The organism is Pseudomonas sp. LBUM1652 (assembly GCF_059716105.1).
In genome coordinates this window covers 2,650,159-2,669,301 of sequence record NZ_CP166804.1, presented here as the reverse complement: position 1 = coordinate 2,669,301, position 19,143 = coordinate 2,650,159, and the positions used below count along the sequence as shown (strand labels likewise).

Here is a 19,143-nt window from a genome sequence, read left to right as displayed (position 1 = left end):
CCTGAATACGTGCAATACCTTGCTGTTGAACAATCATCTGAAACCAAGCGGTGTACACCGAAGGACGAGCCTCCAGGTCCCGTTCAAGATCGGCGAGCGTCACCCACCTCCAATCAAGTGCCTCTTCGGGATTGGCCAAAGGGTCAAACGAACTGAAACCGACCAAAACGTGATCGTATTCATGCTCTGTCAGTTGATGGGAGACGCTGGCTCGATAGATAAACGCATGAACTTCGGCCAGGGCTTCACACGCCAGCCCCATTTCTTCATGCAGCCTTCGATTGGCCGCGTCAATGGTGATTTCACCCCATCGCGGATGGCCACAGCAGGTATTGGTCCAAAGTCCTTGCGAATGATATTTGCCCAGCGCTCTGCGCTGTAACAGCAGGCGACCCTCAATATCAAAAATAAATATTGAAAAGGCGCGATGCAAAATGCCGCGTTCGTGAATCTCCATTTTCCCTGCATGACCGACGATATTGTCCTGCTGATCGACAAGAATGAGTTGTTCCACGATAAACCTCGCCACACCCTCGACACTGGAAATAGTACGAACGAGAACCTGAATGCAAGCAATCGATATTAAATAACGCTAGTTGAATATAAAAAAAACTCAAAGATACAAACCGCCGTTCGTCACAACAATGCCTATACCTGTCATAGAATGCAATCCGGAAAAATCTATAACAAATAATTCTTTAAACAGTCTCGCAATGGCTAGAGGTCAACGCTATGGTGCAAAAGACATCGACTTATACATCAGCCCCCATGGACGGGTCGGAAGACGGAAACCATTATGCGCCCGATGTCCATACAGCAATACGAAGCCGCCAAACATAGCTGGGTAATGCCCTTCAACTATCAGGAACAACATGCTGGCATGAAAGTCAGGACTTCCCTGACTCATGCACTGGCTGCGCTGTATGGAATCGACCGCGATCAGACCCAGGCTATTTGTCACTGCGTCGAGCGCTTCAATACCGCCTCCCTGATACACGACGACATCGTCGACGAGGATCGGGTTCGTCGCGGAGCGCCGTCGGTCTGGGTCCAGTATGGTGTTGCCACGGCGATTATCTCAGGTATGTATGGATACATTGATGGCTTGCAGAAGCTGTGTCACACGCAAAACATTGCACTGGTGAAGGCGGGGCTGGAAAGTCTGGAGGCATTGCACATTGGCCAGTATCTCGACACACAGATCAGTGAAGGAGCGATGTTACCCACACTGGACGAATACCGATTTATCGCTGAAACCAATACCGGGTGTTTCTTCCTTTTCATCCTTGAAGCTTGCCAGCACATTAATCCGCTACCCGGGCACTGCTATCTTGAGTTGAAAAAAATGTTATTGGAGCTAGCGGTTTACTACCGCTTTATCAACGACTACTGCGACATCAATCACATCCCTCATTTCAAAAAGAAAGGTTTCGCCCCCGACCTTGAAGGCGGCCCAAAGTCCTTCCTGATGATTCTCGCAAAAGAGACATTGATTAAAAAACAAATAAGCAAACTGCAAAAAAAGAAAATCATTATCGCCTGGGGAAATGCCGGCATATTCTCTCGGGCGCTCCAACTAATGGAGGACAGCTATGAACAAATAGAACAGCACTTATATAATTTACAAAAAAACATAGATAATCGAGACTTCCGCCAACTTGAAGGTTTCTTGCAAAGCATTCATTTCCAGCAAAACTTGCAAGATAACTTCTACGAGAACTTGATTCGCTGACACCCGATGAGTCAAGAACTGTGCGGCCATTACCGATAAGCTGGGCTTCTGATACAAAAGCCAGCACTTTCCAGGGTACTAGGCTCCGTTGATGAAACAGGACGCTGTTAGATGCGATACCACGATAGTCATTGGCTGAACCGGCCTCTTCGCGGGCAAGCCCGCTCCCACAGGTTTCAGTGTTGTTCACACACCACATGTACGACTCGGACACTGTGGGAGCGGGCTTGCCCGCGAAGAGGCCCTGATCAGCAACGTTAATCCTCAGCCTTGCTCAGCACCCAATCGCCCCGCCAACGCCTTGGCCTGTAACGCCACATCCGTCACCGCCGTACTCTCCCACCACATTCCGCGCAACGGCGGGCCCATGGCGAACAACCGATCTGCCGCGTGTCCGTGTTGGTTCAGCACTGCGCCATCAATCGCAGCCGCAATTCCCAACGCCAGCGGCCCCGGTTTAACCAGCCCACGCGTCAATAACTGCTGCGGCAACGGTAGCGCGACCCGCCGCCAGTCGTACTCAATACCGCTTGAATTAATCAACGCCGCGCCACGAACTACGCAGGTTTCCGCTTCACCACGGCGACGAATGCGAATACTCACCTCACCCTCCGCGCACGGCTCAAGCCCTTTGAAAGAAGCGGCCTGAATCCGCAAACGTCCCTCGTCATGCAGACGCTCAACCAACTGCGCACTCAGCGGCGGCGAACGATGGTGATGGCTTTCCCACCAGGGTCGAACATGACGTACGAATTGGCGACGCTGCACGTCAGTCGCCTGACTCCACAACCGTCCTATATGCGCGCGCACCGTGTCCAGCGGTGCTTGCCAGTCGATGCCTTGGGCGATGGCATCGCGGCAATGTCGACGCAATTCGTGCAGCAACTGCCGGGGCGAACGAATGTTGTGATCTTCAGCGAGGAAATCCACCCAAACCGGTGGTTGGCGCCGCACATGGGGCAGCAGCCCATGACGGGAAAACACTTCAATCGGCCCCCGATGCCCGGCCTGCTCCAGCGAGACCACGGCATCAACCATGGTCAGGCCGGAGCCGATAATCAACACGGTCGATTGTGGATCGAGTTGACGCATGGCCTTGACATCCCACGGATCAAGTGCCGCGGCATTAACGCCACTGGATTGCTTTTGCGGCGTGCGCGCGGCGGGGAACATACCGGTGGCGAGCACCGCGTATGCGCCCCGTAAGTGCTGGCCATCGCTCAGAGTGAGTTGTACCGAATCGGTATCGGTTTGCAGGTCGACGACCTCTGCGCGTATATGCTCGACGGTCGAGCCTTGTTGCGCACCGACACTGCTCGCCTCGGCCAACCGCTGCTGCACGTAAATGCCAAACAACCCACGAGGCGGGAACAGTTCACTGACAGGCACATCTTGCTCAGCCGACTCTGGCCAGCCACCGGCGGTAATATGCTCGGTTAGCCACTGCGTAAGGTCATTCGGGTTATCCGGGTCAACGCTCATCCGCGCAGCGTTGCCATTAAGCGTATGGCCCAATTCGACAGCGCTGTAAGCCTCGCCCCGCCCCAGTTCGGCTCGCGGTTCAATGATCAGAATCTTGCGCTGACCGGGCAAACGCAGCAATTGCACCGCCAGCATCGTGCCGCTGAGGCCACCACCAATAACCAGGATATCTGCGCGCTGACTCATTCAAATCACCACATTACGGACAAACCGCGCCGCGACATCTCCGTCATTGCGATAGGCATGCGGCTGATTGCTGGCAAACATGAAGAACTCCCCTGCACCGATGGGCTGCGGCTGATCGCCCAGCATTAACGTCAGGCAGCCTTCAAACACGTAGATCTGTTCGCTCCAGCCGTCGGCATCCGGTTGCGAGGGATAGACCTCACCGGGTTGCAGGCACCATTCCCACTGTTCGACTTCACGGGTCGCGGTAGCTTTCGACAGCAATACCGCTTTGCTACCGGGAATCACGCCGGCCCACGCCACCTCGTTGATCCGGCTCGGATCACGAGCATCGGGCGCCTGAATCAGATCGCTGAAAGCGACGTCGAGCGCTTCGGCGACACGGTCGAGGGTGGTCAGGCTGACATTCTTTTCGCCCGCCTCGATCGCCACCAGCATGCGCCGGCTCACCCCGGATTTTTCCGCCAGCGCGGTCTGGCTCATGTCGGCCGCGTGGCGCAGGCGTCGGACATTTTGGCTGACGTGTTGCAGGACGGAGGTTCGTTGGCTGGAATCTTTGGGCACTATATTGCTCACTCGGTGGGGTTGGGCAGTATACTGCGCAACGTTGGGCGCATTGTGCGTCCTGCCTTTTATAGTGCGCAAGGTTATGACGTCAGTGAATCGCCCCGACACCTCCCTCCGTTTCTCCCGTTTCAGCAAAGCCGAGTGCGTCCTGGTGCTGATCACCATGGTCTGGGGCGGCACCTTTCTGCTGGTGCAACACGCGATGACCGTCAGTGGGCCGATGTTTTTTGTCGGTCTGCGATTCGCAGCGGCGGCAGCCATCGTCACCTTGTTCTCGTGGCGCCATTTGCGCGAACTGACCCTGTTCGAACTCAAGGCCGGCGCCTTCATCGGCGTGGCGATCATGCTCGGTTACGGCTTGCAGACAGTCGGACTGCAAACGATTCCGAGCAGTCAATCGGCATTCATTACCGCGCTTTATGTTCCATTCGTGCCGTTGCTGCAATGGCTGGTGCTGGGGCGTCGACCGGGGTTGATGCCGAGCATCGGGATCATGCTGGCGTTTACCGGGTTGATGCTGTTGTCGGGACCGTCCGGCGCTTCACTGAATTTCAGCCCGGGCGAGATTGCCACGCTGATCAGCGCCATTGCCATTGCGGCCGAGATCATTCTGATCAGCACTTACGCAGGCCAGGTTGATGTACGCCGGGTGACTGTGGTGCAACTGGCGACGACTTCGGTGTTGTCATTCTTGATGGTGGTACCGACAGGTGAAGCGATTCCGGACTTCTCCTGGCTATTGCTGGCGTCAGCGCTGGGCCTGGGCGCGGCGAGTGCGGCGATTCAAGTGGCGATGAACTGGGCGCAGAAGAGTGTTTCGCCGACCCGGGCGACGTTGATCTATGCCGGTGAGCCGGTGTGGGCCGGGATAGTCGGGCGGATCGCCGGTGAGCGGTTGCCGGCGATTGCGCTGGTGGGGGCCGGTTTGATTGTGGCGGCGGTGATTGTCAGTGAGTTGAAGACCAAGGGTAAAGCTGCCGTTGAAACTGAGGGCGCACTGGAGAACGACAACGGCAATTGAAAGCAAAGATCAAAAGATCGCAGCCTTCGGCAGCTCCCGAATTGGAATGCGTTTTCCTGCAGGAACTGCCGAAGGCTGCGATCTTTTTTCGCCGTTGAAACAAGGCCAAACACAAATATCCAGACTACTTTGTAGGATTCTGAGACATCCTCGCGTTTGGTGATCAGGGAGCTGGCACGTATGATGCTTCACAAACTTCCGCAGATTAGAAGCCTATGTCCCTGATAGTTCTACTGCTTCTGCCATTCATTGGCAGCTGTCTGGCAGCGATGCTGCCACACAACGCGCGTAATACCGAATCCCTGCTGGCTGGTCTGGTCGCTCTGATCGGCACCGTCCAGGTGGCAATGTTGTACCCGCAAATCGCCCACGGCGGCGTGATCCGCGAAGAATTCATGTGGCTGCCCAGCCTCGGCTTGAACTTCGTCCTGCGCATGGACGGCTTCGCCTGGCTGTTCTCGATGCTGGTATTGGGCATCGGCACACTCGTTTCCTTATATGCCCGCTATTACATGTCGCCGGATGATCCGGTGCCGCGTTTCTTCGCGTTTTTCCTGGCATTCATGGGCGCCATGCTGGGTCTGGTGATCTCCGGCAACCTGATCCAGATCGTGTTTTTCTGGGAACTCACCAGCCTTTTCTCCTTCCTGCTGATCGGCTACTGGCACCACCGCGCCGACGCTCGTCGCGGCGCCTATATGGCGTTGATGGTTACTGGTGCTGGCGGACTATGCCTGCTGGCGGGGGTCATGATCCTCGGCCATGTCGTCGGCAGCTATGACCTGGACAAGGTCCTGGCCGCCGGCGATCAGATTCGCGCACATGCCCTCTACCCTATTCTGCTACCCCTCATTCTTGTCGGCGCACTCAGCAAAAGCGCCCAGTTCCCGTTCCACTTCTGGCTGCCCCACGCGATGGCGGCGCCAACGCCCGTCTCCGCGTACCTGCACTCGGCAACCATGGTCAAGGCCGGGGTGTTCCTGCTAGCGCGCCTGTGGCCGTCGCTGTCCGGCAGTGAAGAATGGTTCTACATCGTCAGCGGCGCAGGCGCCTGTACGCTGTTACTCGGCGCCTATTGCGCGATGTTCCAGAACGATCTGAAAGGATTGCTGGCCTACTCGACCATCAGCCACCTTGGCCTGATCACTCTGCTGCTGGGCCTGAACAGTCCATTGGCCGCCGTCGCTGCGGTGTTCCATATCCTCAACCACGCTACGTTCAAAGCCTCGCTGTTCATGGCCGCGGGCATCATCGACCACGAAAGCGGCACCCGCGATATCCGCAAGCTCAGCGGTTTGATCAAACTGATTCCGTTCACAGCGACGCTGGCCATGGTTGCCAGTGCTTCGATGGCAGGCGTGCCGCTGCTCAACGGCTTCCTGTCGAAGGAAATGTTCTTCGCCGAAACCGTGTTCATCAACGCCACGGCGTGGGTTGAAGCGGCATTACCGATTGTCGCGACCATCGCCGGCACGTTCAGCGTCGCTTACTCGCTGCGCTTCACTGTCGATGTGTTCTTCGGCCCGACAGCCACCGACCTGCCGCACACTCCGCACGAACCGCCGCGCTGGATGCGTGCGCCGGTGGAATTGCTGGTGTTCACCTGCCTGTTGGTGGGGATTTTCCCGGCACAAATCGTCGGACCATTATTGGCCGCTGCGGCGTTGCCGGTAGTCGGCGGCACCCTTCCCGAATACAGCCTGGCAATCTGGCATGGTTTGAACGCGCCCATGATCATGAGCCTGATCGCCATGTCCGGCGGCATCGTGCTCTACCTGTTGCTGCGCAATCAGTTCAGACAGGGCCGCTTCAAATATCCGCCACTGGTGGGCCGCTTCAACGGTAAACGCCTGTTCGAGCGCAGCCTGGTAGTGATGATGCGCATGGCCCGTCGGGTAGAACGCCGACTCGGCACCCGACGCCTGCAAATGCAGCTGTTCCTTATGGTGTTGGCGGCCGTGCTCGCCGGCCTGATTCCGATGCTGCACAGCAGCCTGAGTTGGGGCGACCGGCCGAAGATTCCTGGTTCCATTGTTTTCGTGACTCTGTGGCTGCTGGCAATTGCCTGCGCCCTCGGTGCCGCGTGGCAGGCCAAGTATCACCGTCTCGCCGCTCTGACCATGGTCAGTGTCTGCGGGCTGATGACTTGCGTGACGTTCGTCTGGTTCTCTGCACCGGATCTGGCGCTGACGCAACTGGCGGTCGAAGTGGTGACCACCGTGCTGATCCTGCTGGGTCTGCGCTGGTTGCCACGTCGGATCGAAGAAGTCTCGCCATTGCCGAGCAGCCTGCGCAAGGCGCGCATTCGTCGTTTGCGCGACTTGCTGCTTTCGATTGCGGTCGGTGGCGGCATGGCACTGCTGTCCTACGCCATGCTGACGCGGCAGACGCCAAACAATATCTCCTCGTTCTACCTCAGCCGCGCCATGCCCGAGGGCGGTGGCAGCAACGTGGTCAACGTGATGCTGGTGGACTTCCGTGGCTTCGATACCCTTGGTGAAATCACCGTACTGGTCGCTGTGGCGCTGACGGTATTCGCGCTGCTGCGCCGCTTCCGCCCGCCGAAAGAAAGCCTGCAACTGCCAGCCCAGCAACGCCTGCTGGCGCCGGACGTGGTCACCGATCTGGTCAACCCGCGCTCGGCCAGCGACACCGCGCTCGGTTTCATGATGGTGCCGGCGGTACTGGTGCGCCTGTTGCTGCCGATTGCGCTGGTGGTGTCGTGCTATCTGTTCATGCGCGGGCACAACCAGCCGGGCGGCGGTTTTGTCGCCGGTTTGGTGATGTCGGTGGCGTTCATCCTGCAATACATGGTCGCCGGCACGCAGTGGGTCGAGGCGCAAATGAGTCTGCGGCCCCTGCGCTGGATGGGCACCGGGTTGCTGTTCGCTACCGCCACCGGTCTCGGTGCGATGGCCGTCGGTTACCCGTTCCTCACCACCCACACCTGGCATTTCACCCTGCCGCTGCTGGGTGACATCCATATCGCCAGTGCGCTGTTCTTTGATATCGGCGTGTACGCGGTGGTCGTGGGCTCGACGCTGTTGATCCTCACCGCCCTCGCCCACCAATCGGTGCGTGGTCACAAGACTGCAGCGCTGCCCAAGTCCGTCGCCAGCAAAGGAGCCGTCTGATGGAAGAAGTCATCGCAATCGCCATCGGCGTCCTCGCCGCATCCGGCGTCTGGCTGATCCTGCGGCCACGGACATTCCAGGTGGTCATGGGCCTGTGCCTGCTGTCCTACGGCGTCAACCTGTTCATCTTCAGCATGGGCAGCCTGTTCATCGGCAAGGAACCGGTGATCAAGGACGGCGTGACGCAAGACTTGCTGCACTACACCGACCCGCTGCCACAGGCACTGGTACTCACTGCAATCGTCATCAGCTTCGCCATGACCGCGCTGTTCCTCGTCGTTCTGCTCGCCTCGCGCGGCTTGACCGGCACTGACCATGTCGACGGCCGGGAGCCTAAAGAATGATGGCGATGACTCACCTGATCGCCGCACCGATTCTGCTGCCGCTGCTGACCGCCGCCATCATGCTGATGCTCGGTGAAAAGCACCGGCCGCTGAAGGCGAAAATCAATCTGTTCTCCAGCCTCGTCGGTCTGTTCATTTCCGTGATGCTGCTGCAATGGACGCAGACCACCGGCGTGCCCGGCTCCATCGGCGTATACCTGCCCGGCAACTGGCAGGCGCCGTTCGGCATCGTGCTGGTGGTCGATCGCCTGTCGGCACTGATGCTGGTGCTGACCGGGATCATCGGCGTCAGTGCCCTGCTCTTTGCGATGGCGCGCTGGGACGGCGCGGGATCGAGCTTCCACGCGTTGTTCCAGATTCAGTTGATGGGTCTGTATGGCGCGTTCCTGACCGCAGATCTGTTCAACCTGTTCGTGTTCTTCGAAGTGCTGCTCGCCGCTTCTTATGGCCTGTTGCTGCACGGCTCCGGTCGGGCCCGGGTGTCGTCGGGGCTGCATTACATCTCGATCAACCTGCTCGCCTCGTCGCTGTTTCTGATCGGCGCGGCATTGATCTATGGTGTGACCGGCACCCTGAACATGGCTGATCTGGCGCTGAAAATCCCCCTGGTGCCGGAAGCCGACCGAGGCTTGCTGCACGCCGGCGCAGGAATTCTCGCGGTAGCGTTCCTGGCCAAGGCCGGCATGTGGCCGCTGAACTTCTGGCTGGTACCGGCCTACTCCTCGGCCAGCGCACCGGTGGCGGCGATGTTCGCGATCATGACCAAGGTTGGCGTCTACACCCTGCTGCGCCTGTGGACACTGCTGTTCTCAGGGCAAGCCGGAGCTTCGGCGTTCTTTGGTGCTGACTGGCTGATCTACGGCGGTATGGCGACCATGGCCTGCGCGGCACTGGCGATTATTGCCGCACAACGCCTGGAACGCATGGCCAGCCTGAGCATTCTGGTGTCGGCGGGGATTCTGCTGTCGGCCGTTGGTTTCGCCCAGCCGAACCTGATTGGCGCCGCGCTGTTCTATCTGGTCAGCTCGACACTGGCATTGAGTGCGCTGTTTCTTCTTTCCGAGTTGATCGAACGTTCGCGCTCGGCCAACGAAATCCCACTGGAGGACGAAAGCGAATTGCTGCCTCGTCCGCAGGAATCACTGCAACCGCCCAAAGGCATCAACCTCGACGACGAGCAGAAAGCCGTGGTCGGTCAGGTCATTCCGTGGACCATGGCGTTTCTCGGCTTGAGCTTCATTGCCTGCGCCCTGCTGATCATCGGCATGCCGCCGCTGTCCGGCTTCATCGGCAAACTCAGCCTGATCGGTGCGTTGCTCAATCCACTGGGCCTCGGTACCGACGCGCCAATTTCCAACGCGGCGTGGGCGCTGCTGGCACTGCTGATCCTGTCCGGACTGGCCTCGTTGATGGCGTTCTCGCGCCTCGGTATCCAACGCTTCTGGACACCGGAGGAGCGCCCATCGCCGTTGCTGCGCAAACTCGAATGCGCACCGATCTTCCTGCTGCTGGGATTGAGCATCGCCCTGACCTTCAAGGCCGAACCGCTGCTGCGCTATACCCAGGCCACCGCCGATGCCCTGAACAACCCGCAGCAGTACGTGATGGCGGTGCTCGGCACCCGCGCCGTACCGAGTCCGGAAGCCAAGACAGCCCAGTTGGAGGTACAGCCATGAAGCGCGTATTTCCTGCACCGTTACTGTCGTTCGCGCTATGGGCATTGTGGTTGACGCTGAACCTGTCGATCAGCCCGGGCAATCTGCTGCTCGGCGCAATATTGGGTTTTGCTGCACCGCTGATGATGCGCAAGTTACGCCCGAAACAAGTGCGCATCCGCCGCCCGGGGACGATGCTGCGCCTGTTCCTCCTCGTCGGTCGTGACGTGGTGATGTCCAATCTGATCGTCGCCTGGGGTGTGCTCAATGCCGGCCGCCGCCCACCTCGTTCGTGCTTCGTCAAAGTGCCGCTCGACCTGCGCGATGCTCACGGTCTGGCGACGCTGGCGATGATCTGCACGGTGGTGCCCGGCACGGTGTGGTCGGAATTGGCACTGGATCGCAGCATTTTGTTGCTGCACGTTTGGGATCTGGATGACGAAGCGCAGTTCATTGAGCACTTCAAGACTGCTTACGAACGACCGCTGATGGAGATTTTCGAATGAGCCCATTACTGTCGAACGCAATTTTGCTGACGCTGTTTCTGTTCTCGCTGGCGATGGTGCTGACGCTGGTTCGGCTGTTCAAAGGACCCTCGGCTCAGGATCGGGTTCTGGCGCTGGATTACCTCTACATCGTCGCCATGTTGATGATGCTGACGCTGGGCATTCGTTATTCAAGTGACACCTACTTCGAGGCGGCGCTGCTGATTGCGCTGTTCGGCTTCGTCGGCTCGTTTGCCCTGGCGAAATTCCTGCTGCGTGGCGAGGTGATCGAATGAACGCTGAATTGTCTCTATGGGTTGAGATTCCGGTGGCGATCCTGCTGGTACTCAGCGGCATTTTTGCGCTGATCGGCGCGACCGGTTTGTTGCGAATGAAGGACTACTTCCAGCGCATGCATCCGCCGGCACTGGCCTCGACGCTGGGAGCGTGGTGCGTGGCGCTGGCTTCGATCATCTGCTTCTCGGCGCTGAAGTCCGGGCCGGTGATACATGCATGGCTGATTCCGATTCTGTTGGCGATCACGGTGCCGGTGACCACTTTGCTGCTGGCGCGGGCGGCGTTGTTCCGCAAGCGCATGGCTGGGGATGATGTGCCGGCCGAGGTCAGCAGTCGGCGGACTGAGAGCGGTAGCTAACCCTTTAAAAGATCGCAGCCTGCGGCTGCGATCTTTTGATACTGCTTTTCAGATCCAAGCCACCGCCAACAACCCCGCTCCCAACGCCAGACACAACGGCGAATACACCCACGTATCCAGCCGCGCAAATCGTGAATCCTTCACTTCCTTGAAGAACCCCACCAGATTCGAATCACCAATCGCCCGGGCAAACATCAACAGCGCAATCGCACTGATCACCCATTGCAGCGCCTTGTGATGCACCGCTGGCATTCCCCACCCGACCCGCAGACACACCAAAGCGGCAATCGCCAATAACGCAGCCGCCACCACCAAAGTAATCCACCCCGACGGTTTGAACGCCGGTCGCACCGTTTTCACAAAACCTTCCACCGGTACTTGCGGCACCGCCGCCACCGCCGCCCATTGCCCACCCAGCGCCCAATACACATGTACCAGGGCGATTACCGCGAACGTTGTCACCAGCCATTGAGCCAACACAAAGGTCATGGTTGAAATCCTTGAAAGGGATTTGAACAAATCATCCTAGTCGCATTTTTTTCAAGTGCACGACCGATCAGCGGTACGGTAAAGTGCCGCCCCATGAAATTCTCCCGTTCCGATCGCTCACTGCTGGCCTGGATGCTCTATTGTTGCGTCCTGTTCAACGTGTTCGTCTGCAGCATCGGACACGGGCAAATGGTCGGCATGCAGCTCAACGGTATCGGCGGCCAGTTCTGTACTGTGGACCCGGCGACGCAAGCGCCGCTCGCCGCCAATCCGTCCGAAGAAAAACTGCCAACCCTGTCCAAAGCCTTCGGTTGCCCACTTTGCTCAACAGGCGGCATGGGCCCGGCGTTCAATTCCAGCCTGACCCTGGCGATCCTGCCGGAACAACACAGTCCGCCACTGGCGCCGATCGTCAGCGCCGACCTCCCAGCCCGCTCCACCTGGCCCTCGGCCAACCCTCGCGCCCCACCGCTCGCCTGAGTGTTCTTGCCTTTTTGATTTGTCAGCCCACTGCGCCAACGCGCGGCGTTCGCCTGTGCGCTGACTCCTAGACAAGCATTCAGGATTCAACAATGAAACAACTCACTCTGCTGGCGAGCCTGTGCGGCTGCCTGTCCGTTAACGTCTGGGCGCAATCCACTGTGGATCTGGCGCCGATCACCATCGACGGCGAGTCCGGCACCGAACCGGGCCTAAACATCGACCAATCCAGCGGCATGGCCTCGCGCCTCGGCTTGAGCGTGCGCGATACGCCCGCCTCGGTGGCCATCGCCAATCGCAACGACATCGAACGCCACGGCGCACAGAACTTCCAGGACGCCGCCAACACCCTGCCCGGCGTCAATGCCAGCGCACCGCCAGGCTTTGGCGGCTTCGTCTCCTATCGCGGCTTCACCAGCAGCCAGATCACCCAGATGTTCAACGGCATCAACGTGTCCGGCGGACTCGCTCGCCCGGTAGATGCGTGGATTTACGATCGAGTGGAACTGGTCGGTGGTCCGTCATCGCTGATCAACGGCGCAGGCTCTGTGGGTGGTTCGTTGAACTACGTGACCAAACTGGCAACCCGCGACGAACAGGCTGTTGAAGGCAGGGTCAGCTACGGCACTTACGACACCACCGAAACCGCGTTCGGCCTCAACCATGCCCTGACCGACCCGAGCAGCGAGATGCAGCACTACGCACGTCTCGACGTCAGCCACAACACCAGTAACGGCTACATCTACCGTCAGGAACGCGATGCCTGGAGCGTGGCGTTCTCATTGCTCAGCGACCTCACGCCGAACCTGTCGCACACCCTGGCGCTGGAATATCAGGACGAACACGAAGACAGTCCGTATTGGGGCACCCCGGTGCTCAACCCCAAGGCCGGCGAGTTGAAGATCGATAAACACAATCGCTTCAACAACTACAACGTCGAAGACGGTCGATATGAACAGCGGACGATCTGGGTGCGCTCGATCATCGACTACCGGATCAACGACAACACCACCCTGCGCAATACCCTGTATCACCTCGACAGCCAGCGCGATTACCGCAACCTGGAAACCTACCAGTACAACGCCGACAACACGGCGGTGAATCGCTCGACGGCGTATCAGGTACGGCATCAGGGCGAGCAGAACGGCAACCAGTTCGAACTGCGGCACGACAACACGCTGCTGGGTCTGGATACAACGTGGTCAGGCGGCTTCGAGTACAAAGTCAATCAAACCACCAACTCGCCGCTCAACATCAAAGACGTGAGCACGGTTGACCCGAACAACTACCGGCCGGGGCATTTCTATGACATTCCCGGCACCAATCCCAAGCTGATCAGCGACAAGACCAACGAAGTCACCACCAAAGCGCTGTTCGTGGAAAACCGGCTGGCGCTCACCGACAAACTGTCACTGCTCACCGGCCTGCGTTATGACGACATCGATCTCGACGTGACCAACCACCGCACCGTAACCGCCACCAACCCCAAGCACCTCAAGCGCAGTTGGGAGCCAATCACCGGTCGCGCGGGTCTGACCTATCAGTTCATCCCATCGGCTAACGTCTACGTGCAATACAGCACCGCCGCCGAGCAGCCCAACGGCACGCAAGACTTCGACGTCTCGACCGGCAAGCAATGGGAAATCGGCAGCAAGTTCGATTATCTGAACGGGCGCGGCTCGGCGACGGTGGCGGCTTACACGATTGAACGAAAGGACTTTGCCGTCACCGACCCACTGGACCCGGCCAGCAGCATCCCGGTCGGTCAGCAGACGTCTAAAGGGATCGAGATTGCCAGCTCGTTGCGGATCACCGACAAACTGCTGGCCGAGGGTAACTTCGCCTGGGTCGACGCGCAGTACGATGACTTCACTGAGAAGAATGCGGCTGGCGTGGTCGTGTCGCGCAAAGGCAACACACCGACCAACGTTCCGGACCGGGTCGGCAATCTGTGGCTGACCTATGATTTCTCGCCGCAGTGGCAAGGCGGGGTCGATGCGCGTTACGTGGCGTCGGTGTTTGCCGATAACGCCAACACCATGACAGTGCCGTCGTACACGCTGTTCGGCAGTTTCCTCAGTTACAAGGTTGATTCGCACACCACCGTTACCGGGCGAGTGCGCAATTTGACCAATGAGGTGTATGCCGAGTTTGCGCATGTTTCGCCGGCGTACTATTTGGGTACGCCGCGAACCTTTGAGCTAGCAGTGCAAACTCGATTCTAAAAGCATCGCGGGCAAGCCCGCTCCCACAGTATTTTGTGTCGTACACATATTTTGCATCCGACGATAAACCTGTGGGAGCGGGCTTGCCCGCGATGAGGCCAGTGGTCGCGGCTCTCTATTTCAAATCAGCCGAAACCTTGTCCGCCACATCCTTCGGCAACCACGCCTGCCACACATCCGGATGCGCCTTCATGAATGCCACTGCCGCATCACGGGGCGCGGTGTGTTTCTCACTCATCTCAGCCAACGCCTTGTTCAACGGCCCGATCGGAAAATCAACCTTGCTGAAGAACTCGGCAATCTGCGGATACTGCTTCTGAAACGGCGTCGACACGCCAATCGACAGCTTCGAGGCCAGCGAGCGGGTTGGTTTCGGATTGGGATTATCGGCGTCGGTCAGCGTCTTCCACGCCTCGGCGTCAAACGGCGGCTCTTCCAGTTGCACCAGTTTGAATTTGCCCAGCAACGGTGTTGGCGACCAGTAATAGAACAGCACCGGTTTGCCCCGTCGAATCGAAGAACTGATCTCGGCGTCCAGCGCTGCACCGGAACCACTGCGGAAATTGGTGTAGTCGTCCTGCAATCCGTACGCGGTCAGCTTCTGCTTATTGACCACTTCCGACGTCCAGCCGATCGGGCTGTTGAGAAAACGCCCCTTGCTCGGGTTTTCCGGGTCCTTGAACACGTCTTTGTATTTCTTCAAATCACTGACACTGCGCAGGTCCGGTGCCAGCGGCTTGATGCCCTTGGCCGGGTCGCCCTTGATCACGTATTCCGGCACCCACCAGCCTTCGGTGGCGCCCTTGACTGTATCGCCCAGGCTCACGACCTTGCCTTCTGCCTCAGCCTTGACCCACACCGGACTGCGCCCGGCCCATTCTTCGCCGATGACCTGAATGTCATTGTTGGCCAGCGCGGTTTCCAGGGTGATGGTGGTGCCAGGCAAGGTGTCGGTCGACAATCCGTAGCCCTTCTCGACGATGATCCGCAGGACATCGGTGATCAGGCTGCCGCTTTCCCAGTTCAGGTCGGCAAAATGGATCGGCGCTTGTGCCGCCATGACCGATGGCACTGAAGTCAGCAAACCGAATGTGGCCACGCTGGCGGCCAATAACCGTCGAAATCCGTTCATGCATTGCACCTCGTGCTGTTCACAGCAATGGCAGGATGGCCTGAGAGAAGACCGCAAGCCTCTGCATACTCAGTCAACTGACTGTAGCCGAGGTTCCTGCTTTTTCAGGGCCAGACCCAGGACGAGGTCAGGTTTCAGACTTTTCCTGCATGCTTTGCAGCTCGCGTCTGACCATGCTGGCGTATTCCGCCGGGCGCAACGTGTAGATCTGCGCGGCGACCCAACCGAGCCAGGCGCCTTGTAACTCGGCCTTCGCGGCGAACAACCGCCGGGCCTCATCGCGCGCACTGTCGAGGTTTTGCGAATGGAAATCGGCGCGGCTCAAACCACCGATCACTCGCTGGCCTTGAAAGTCACCAGTTCACCCTTGCGCCATTTCGCGGCTTTGGCGGTGACGGCTTTCAGGGTCTTGGTCAGACCTTCCTGCAACTGCGCATGGGCGGCGAACACGGTCACCACGCTATGACCTTCCTTGAACAGGATCGCGTGGCCATCCGCCGTCTCGACGAAGGCGTAGTCGCCGATGCCATAGACCGTCAGTTTGATTTCGCGAAAACGGATATCCATCTTGCCGCCTTCACGGCTGGGCAACACCGACGCACTGAAATGATCGCCAACCTTGAGCTTCAGGCCCGGTTTGTCATCGACCACCAAAGCGCTTTCAGTGTCGATTTCGGCAACGTAGATGCCTTCAGCGTATTGCTCGGTGATGTAAACAAAACGTGATTGGAACAGCTTGACCAGCTTTGCACGCAAATCACCCAACACGAACAAAGCATGCATATCGAGATTACTGACTGCCAAAGAAACATCCCCACATCTGAATAAACCGCACACGGAAAACGCGCACGACAAAAAACGGCCAGGCCGATGGAACTGCCAAATGACTCAAATAAAAGCCCGAACTGAGCAGACTGCTCATTCAACGCGAGGTTCGTAAGACTACTGGAATGTCACTCGCGAAACTCACTCCAATGTCGCCAAAGCTCGAAGGAATAATCCTTACCGGCGACCAAAGAAAGCTGATTACGAACTTTAGGGAAAATTCTCACGAAAAAAAGCATTTTTCCGACATATCACTCGCGAAAAATTGCTTTAGATAAGCCCTGTCGTCAACAAGCACTGGCGATTCTAGAGCAGCGATGCTCATTACGACTACCCGAAACGGCCTGTAAATATCGGCCAACCGATGAAAAGGACTTCATATGTGCACTCTGACTCACTTCGCCATGCCCACTGACGCCCGACTCAAATCGCCCCTTATCCTGCATGTCGCCGATATGAACGATCTGCAGGAACACCAACAAAAGGATATGGCTCCGCGCTTTCAAGTCGTACCGGCCGGCAACGCTTTCTTCCACATCAAGGAAAAATCGACCGGCCGCGTAAGAGGTTTCCGCGAAGATCACAACGAAGCGTGCGCCCTCGCCCGCTCACTCGAAATGCAAATCGAACTCCTGGCCAGTGCCTGCCTCAGATAAAGAGAGCGATCGACTGCGCCATACCGGCGCACATCAGAAGGAGCAAATGATGGATCTTGAAGGTTATAACTTGAAAACCCTGTTCGATCAGTTGGGTCTGCCTTCAGAGGAAACTGATATCGATGATTTCATCGATGGGCATTCACTGGACGCTGACACCAAATTAGTCGATGCGCCCTTCTGGTCAGAATCTCAGAAGCAAACGCTTCAAGAGTGGATTGGCAAAGACGATGACAGGGCAATAGTCTTCGACGAACTGAACGTACGCCTTCACGACGGCAAGTAACCTCGATCAGTGCAGGCTGTCTCCAGGCGCGGCCTGCAACTGCGCGAGCCACGCAGCCCTGCACTCCTCGGCCTCGTCACGACTGGCAAACGCAGTACCGCGCCGCTCACCATTGAGCAAAACCACCCAGCAAACACTTCGGCCCATCGCGCGTAAACCGGCGGGCACACCGCTGCCAATCATCACGGCAACATCAACTCTGCACTGCATGCAGACCTCCCCAAATCATTAGCTACCTAACTATGTAGGCATGTTAATGATTTACTCGCGGAGGAAACAGCAACGCCCGTGCACAGATTCATTGCATCAATCGCAAGAATCGATCAGCGCGGGCTTTCCGGTTTGTAGCCCAAACGCAATCCGCCCCAGTGCCGACCCTTGATCGTGATCGGCACCGACAAGTCGTGCATCAACTCACCGGTATCGCGCGTGTAAGTCTGCAACAACACCGGTTGCTGATGACTGCCACAGCGAATCCCGGTGCGGTCGGCAAACTTGCGTTTAGTGCGATTGTTAACCGCATCGACCTGCGCATCTCCGGTCAACGGCTGACTGAACACCTGATTATGCGTCGGCACGTAACCCTGCTGTGTGCAGGCAATAGCAAACACCAATCCCTCATGACGCGGCAGCAACGGCTCCTGAATCGCCGGCAGCACCTGATCGGTGTAACGATCAAAACGAGTTTGAAATTTCGCCGGTTGCGTATTTGCGATCGGCTGATACTGACGGTCGAACAAATCGTCGAGGCTGATCCGCCCTTGCTCGATATCCGCCTCGAAACGCGCGGCAATCTGGCTCGCCCCTTCGCGCGCCAAGTCATAGATGCGCTGGTGATAGTCATCCAGCCCGACTTCGGCCAGACGCTCACTGATGGTTTCCGCCTGCCCTTCCATCTGCACCGCCGCTTCGGCGAGGCGACGGGTCTGCTGATCGCTGACCGCCAAATCGCTGCGCATCTGCTCGATGGCTTTGAACAGACTGTCGAGTTGCTCGCGGTTGGTCTCCGCACCCCTGGCGATCTCGCCGACCTGACTTTCCACCCCCGCCGCCAATCGCGCGATATTCTCCAGGTGCTGACCGGTGTGTTCGACCTGTTCGACGCCGCTGCTCAAATCGCTGGATAGTTCGCGGATCTGCTCCACAACCTGGGCGGTGCGCTGTTGAATGTCAGCGACCATCTCGCCGACCTCGCCCGTCGCCGACGCCGTTCGCGCCGCCAAGCCGCGCACCTCATCCGCCACCACTGCAAATCCGCGACCGTGCTCACCGGCCCGCGCCGCTTCAATCGCCGCGTTCAACGCCAGCAGATTGGTCTGGCTGGCAATCGACTGAATCACCAGCGTCACCCGCTGAATATCATCGCTGCGCAGACTCAAGGCCTCGATCAATTCACGGCTGGCATTGGCGCGCTGGCTGAGCTGATGCATGCGCGAGATCGAATCGACCAATTCGGTTCGCCCCGCTGCACTGCTGTGATGCGCCTCGCTGGCAGCGGCCAACGCTTCACGGCTGAGCTGCGAAGTGGCGTGTTCAGTGGCGATCATCACCTCGGCATTGCTGACAATCCGCGCTGCCGCATCGAGTTGCGATTCAAGTTTGCTCGCCAGTTCCTTGACCGAAAACGCCACCCCGGCCGCCGACAAGGCGTTATGGCTGGTGGTGTAGGAAAGATCGCGAGTGAGTTCGGAAATCGCACTACCGGAGTCGGCAGGCGTTACATCGGGGACGGCTCGGGAGCGCAGGCGCGGCAGCCAGACAATCAGCACCGCCAAGGGCATGCCGACGT

At 58.3% G+C, this 19,143-nt stretch carries 20 protein-coding genes and 1 pseudogene; 12 read left to right on the top strand and 9 right to left on the bottom strand.

Annotated features, from left to right (window positions below):
* Positions 1–31: 31 nt before the first annotated feature.
* Positions 32–514 (bottom strand): annotated as a pseudogene (idi, locus tag ACA069_RS12230) (isopentenyl-diphosphate Delta-isomerase); the annotation flags it as partial.
* A 282-nt stretch (positions 515–796) separates the two neighbouring features.
* Here idi and ACA069_RS12225 point away from each other — a divergent pair.
* The gene (locus tag ACA069_RS12225) at positions 797–1,732 is read left to right on the top strand and encodes a polyprenyl synthetase family protein (RefSeq protein WP_401265418.1); all 936 of its coding nucleotides are present in this window, start codon (positions 797–799) and stop codon (positions 1,730–1,732) included.
* A gap of 264 nt (positions 1,733–1,996) precedes the next feature.
* On the opposite strand, the gene ACA069_RS12220 is transcribed toward ACA069_RS12225, so the two are convergent.
* Together ACA069_RS12220 and ACA069_RS12215 are read right to left on the bottom strand one after the other, a co-directional pair.
* Positions 1,997–3,400: an FAD/NAD(P)-binding protein gene (locus ACA069_RS12220; protein ID WP_489880078.1), complete on the bottom strand. Its 1,404-nt coding sequence runs from the start codon at positions 3,398–3,400 to the stop codon at positions 1,997–1,999.
* Positions 3,401–3,964 carry a helix-turn-helix domain-containing protein gene (locus ACA069_RS12215; RefSeq protein WP_401265423.1) on the bottom strand — a complete coding sequence of 188 codons (564 nt, stop codon included), beginning with the start codon at positions 3,962–3,964 and terminating at the stop codon, positions 3,401–3,403. It abuts the gene before it with no gap.
* Between the two features lie 85 nt (positions 3,965–4,049).
* Here ACA069_RS12215 and ACA069_RS12210 point away from each other — a divergent pair, with 85 nt between their 5' ends.
* The 7 genes from ACA069_RS12210 to ACA069_RS12180 all read left to right on the top strand — a co-directional run bounded on the left by ACA069_RS12210 (position 4,050) and on the right by ACA069_RS12180 (position 11,261).
* A complete protein-coding gene (locus tag ACA069_RS12210; RefSeq protein WP_497617716.1) occupies positions 4,050–4,988 on the top strand; it encodes a DMT family transporter in 939 nt (312 codons plus the stop codon).
* A 215-nt stretch (positions 4,989–5,203) separates the two neighbouring features.
* A complete protein-coding gene (locus ACA069_RS12205) occupies positions 5,204–8,122 on the top strand; it encodes a monovalent cation/H+ antiporter subunit A (RefSeq protein WP_497617714.1) in 2,919 nt (972 codons plus the stop codon).
* Entirely contained in the window at positions 8,122–8,466 is a 345-nt protein-coding gene (locus ACA069_RS12200; RefSeq protein WP_007910763.1) for a Na+/H+ antiporter subunit C, read from the top strand. The genes ACA069_RS12205 and ACA069_RS12200 overlap by 1 nt, the downstream gene beginning before the upstream one ends.
* Entirely contained in the window at positions 8,463–10,142 is a 1,680-nt protein-coding gene (locus tag ACA069_RS12195; protein WP_401265430.1) for a monovalent cation/H+ antiporter subunit D, read from the top strand. Before ACA069_RS12200 ends, ACA069_RS12195 begins: the two co-directional genes overlap by 4 nt.
* Positions 10,139–10,627, top strand: a complete 489-nt coding sequence (locus tag ACA069_RS12190) for a Na+/H+ antiporter subunit E (protein ID WP_497617713.1) — start codon at positions 10,139–10,141, stop codon at positions 10,625–10,627. The genes ACA069_RS12195 and ACA069_RS12190 overlap by 4 nt, the downstream gene beginning before the upstream one ends.
* On the top strand, positions 10,624–10,902 hold the full coding sequence (locus ACA069_RS12185; RefSeq protein WP_007910754.1) for a K+/H+ antiporter subunit F: 279 nt from the start codon (positions 10,624–10,626) through the stop codon (positions 10,900–10,902). The genes ACA069_RS12190 and ACA069_RS12185 overlap by 4 nt, the downstream gene beginning before the upstream one ends.
* The gene (locus ACA069_RS12180; RefSeq protein ID WP_187680714.1) at positions 10,899–11,261 is read left to right on the top strand and encodes a Na+/H+ antiporter subunit G; all 363 of its coding nucleotides are present in this window, start codon (positions 10,899–10,901) and stop codon (positions 11,259–11,261) included. Before ACA069_RS12185 ends, ACA069_RS12180 begins: the two co-directional genes overlap by 4 nt.
* Before the next feature lie 48 nt (positions 11,262–11,309).
* On the opposite strand, the gene ACA069_RS12175 is transcribed toward ACA069_RS12180, so the two are convergent.
* The gene (locus ACA069_RS12175) at positions 11,310–11,750 is read right to left on the bottom strand and encodes a DUF3995 domain-containing protein (RefSeq protein ID WP_401265432.1); all 441 of its coding nucleotides are present in this window, start codon (positions 11,748–11,750) and stop codon (positions 11,310–11,312) included.
* Positions 11,751–11,843: 93 nt separating this feature from the next.
* On the opposite strand from ACA069_RS12175, the gene ACA069_RS12170 reads away from it, so the two are divergent.
* Together ACA069_RS12170 and ACA069_RS12165 are read left to right on the top strand one after the other, a co-directional pair.
* Complete coding sequence (locus ACA069_RS12170; protein WP_187680716.1) at positions 11,844–12,230, top strand: DUF2946 domain-containing protein; 387 nt, start codon at positions 11,844–11,846, stop codon at positions 12,228–12,230.
* A 92-nt stretch (positions 12,231–12,322) separates the two neighbouring features.
* A complete protein-coding gene (locus ACA069_RS12165; RefSeq protein ID WP_497617711.1) occupies positions 12,323–14,455 on the top strand; it encodes a TonB-dependent receptor in 2,133 nt (710 codons plus the stop codon).
* 115 nt (positions 14,456–14,570) lie between these two features.
* Here ACA069_RS12165 and ACA069_RS12160 read toward each other — a convergent pair whose 3' ends face one another.
* From ACA069_RS12160 to ACA069_RS12150, 3 genes are all read right to left on the bottom strand, one after another.
* A complete protein-coding gene (locus tag ACA069_RS12160; protein ID WP_497617710.1) occupies positions 14,571–15,587 on the bottom strand; it encodes an ABC transporter substrate-binding protein in 1,017 nt (338 codons plus the stop codon).
* 127 nt (positions 15,588–15,714) lie between these two features.
* Positions 15,715–15,912, bottom strand: a complete 198-nt coding sequence (locus ACA069_RS12155; protein WP_401265437.1) for a hypothetical protein — start codon at positions 15,910–15,912, stop codon at positions 15,715–15,717.
* A gap of 8 nt (positions 15,913–15,920) precedes the next feature.
* Positions 15,921–16,370, bottom strand: coding sequence for a hypothetical protein (locus ACA069_RS12150; protein ID WP_497617709.1), 450 nt, complete (start codon positions 16,368–16,370; stop codon positions 15,921–15,923).
* Positions 16,371–16,792: 422 nt separating this feature from the next.
* On the opposite strand from ACA069_RS12150, the gene ACA069_RS12145 reads away from it, so the two are divergent.
* Together ACA069_RS12145 and ACA069_RS12140 are read left to right on the top strand one after the other, a co-directional pair.
* Positions 16,793–17,068 carry a hypothetical protein gene (locus ACA069_RS12145; protein ID WP_401265439.1) on the top strand — a complete coding sequence of 92 codons (276 nt, stop codon included), beginning with the start codon at positions 16,793–16,795 and terminating at the stop codon, positions 17,066–17,068.
* A 49-nt stretch (positions 17,069–17,117) separates the two neighbouring features.
* Positions 17,118–17,354: a DUF2789 family protein gene (locus tag ACA069_RS12140; RefSeq protein ID WP_489880076.1), complete on the top strand. Its 237-nt coding sequence runs from the start codon at positions 17,118–17,120 to the stop codon at positions 17,352–17,354.
* Positions 17,355–17,360: 6 nt separating this feature from the next.
* Here the strand turns inward: ACA069_RS12140 and ACA069_RS12135 are convergent, their stop codons facing one another.
* Positions 17,361–17,564 (bottom strand): hypothetical protein, encoded by a 204-nt coding sequence (locus ACA069_RS12135; protein WP_187681284.1) that lies wholly within the window; start codon positions 17,562–17,564, stop codon positions 17,361–17,363.
* A gap of 113 nt (positions 17,565–17,677) precedes the next feature.
* On the bottom strand, positions 17,678–18,901 hold the full coding sequence (locus ACA069_RS12130; RefSeq protein WP_489880125.1) for a methyl-accepting chemotaxis protein: 1,224 nt from the start codon (positions 18,899–18,901) through the stop codon (positions 17,678–17,680).
* Between the last annotated feature and the right edge of the window lie 242 nt (positions 18,902–19,143).

Coding starts and splice junctions, on each gene's coding strand:
- ACA069_RS12225 (WP_401265418.1), top strand. CDS start 797: ATGCGCCCGATGTCCATACAGCAATACGAAGCCGCCAAACATAGCTGG.
- ACA069_RS12220 (WP_489880078.1), bottom strand. CDS start 3,400: ATGAGTCAGCGCGCAGATATCCTGGTTATTGGTGGTGGCCTCAGCGGC.
- ACA069_RS12210 (WP_497617716.1), top strand. CDS start 4,050: ATGACGTCAGTGAATCGCCCCGACACCTCCCTCCGTTTCTCCCGTTTC.
- ACA069_RS12205 (WP_497617714.1), top strand. CDS start 5,204: ATGTCCCTGATAGTTCTACTGCTTCTGCCATTCATTGGCAGCTGTCTG.
- ACA069_RS12200 (WP_007910763.1), top strand. CDS start 8,122: ATGGAAGAAGTCATCGCAATCGCCATCGGCGTCCTCGCCGCATCCGGC.
- ACA069_RS12195 (WP_401265430.1), top strand. CDS start 8,463: ATGATGGCGATGACTCACCTGATCGCCGCACCGATTCTGCTGCCGCTG.
- ACA069_RS12190 (WP_497617713.1), top strand. CDS start 10,139: ATGAAGCGCGTATTTCCTGCACCGTTACTGTCGTTCGCGCTATGGGCA.
- ACA069_RS12185 (WP_007910754.1), top strand. CDS start 10,624: ATGAGCCCATTACTGTCGAACGCAATTTTGCTGACGCTGTTTCTGTTC.
- ACA069_RS12180 (WP_187680714.1), top strand. CDS start 10,899: ATGAACGCTGAATTGTCTCTATGGGTTGAGATTCCGGTGGCGATCCTG.
- ACA069_RS12175 (WP_401265432.1), bottom strand. CDS start 11,750: ATGACCTTTGTGTTGGCTCAATGGCTGGTGACAACGTTCGCGGTAATC.
- ACA069_RS12170 (WP_187680716.1), top strand. CDS start 11,844: ATGAAATTCTCCCGTTCCGATCGCTCACTGCTGGCCTGGATGCTCTAT.
- ACA069_RS12165 (WP_497617711.1), top strand. CDS start 12,323: ATGAAACAACTCACTCTGCTGGCGAGCCTGTGCGGCTGCCTGTCCGTT.
- ACA069_RS12160 (WP_497617710.1), bottom strand. CDS start 15,587: ATGAACGGATTTCGACGGTTATTGGCCGCCAGCGTGGCCACATTCGGT.
- ACA069_RS12150 (WP_497617709.1), bottom strand. CDS start 16,370: ATGCATGCTTTGTTCGTGTTGGGTGATTTGCGTGCAAAGCTGGTCAAG.
- ACA069_RS12145 (WP_401265439.1), top strand. CDS start 16,793: ATGTGCACTCTGACTCACTTCGCCATGCCCACTGACGCCCGACTCAAA.
- ACA069_RS12140 (WP_489880076.1), top strand. CDS start 17,118: ATGGATCTTGAAGGTTATAACTTGAAAACCCTGTTCGATCAGTTGGGT.
- ACA069_RS12135 (WP_187681284.1), bottom strand. CDS start 17,564: ATGCAGTGCAGAGTTGATGTTGCCGTGATGATTGGCAGCGGTGTGCCC.
- ACA069_RS12130 (WP_489880125.1), bottom strand. CDS start 18,901: ATGATCGCCACTGAACACGCCACTTCGCAGCTCAGCCGTGAAGCGTTG.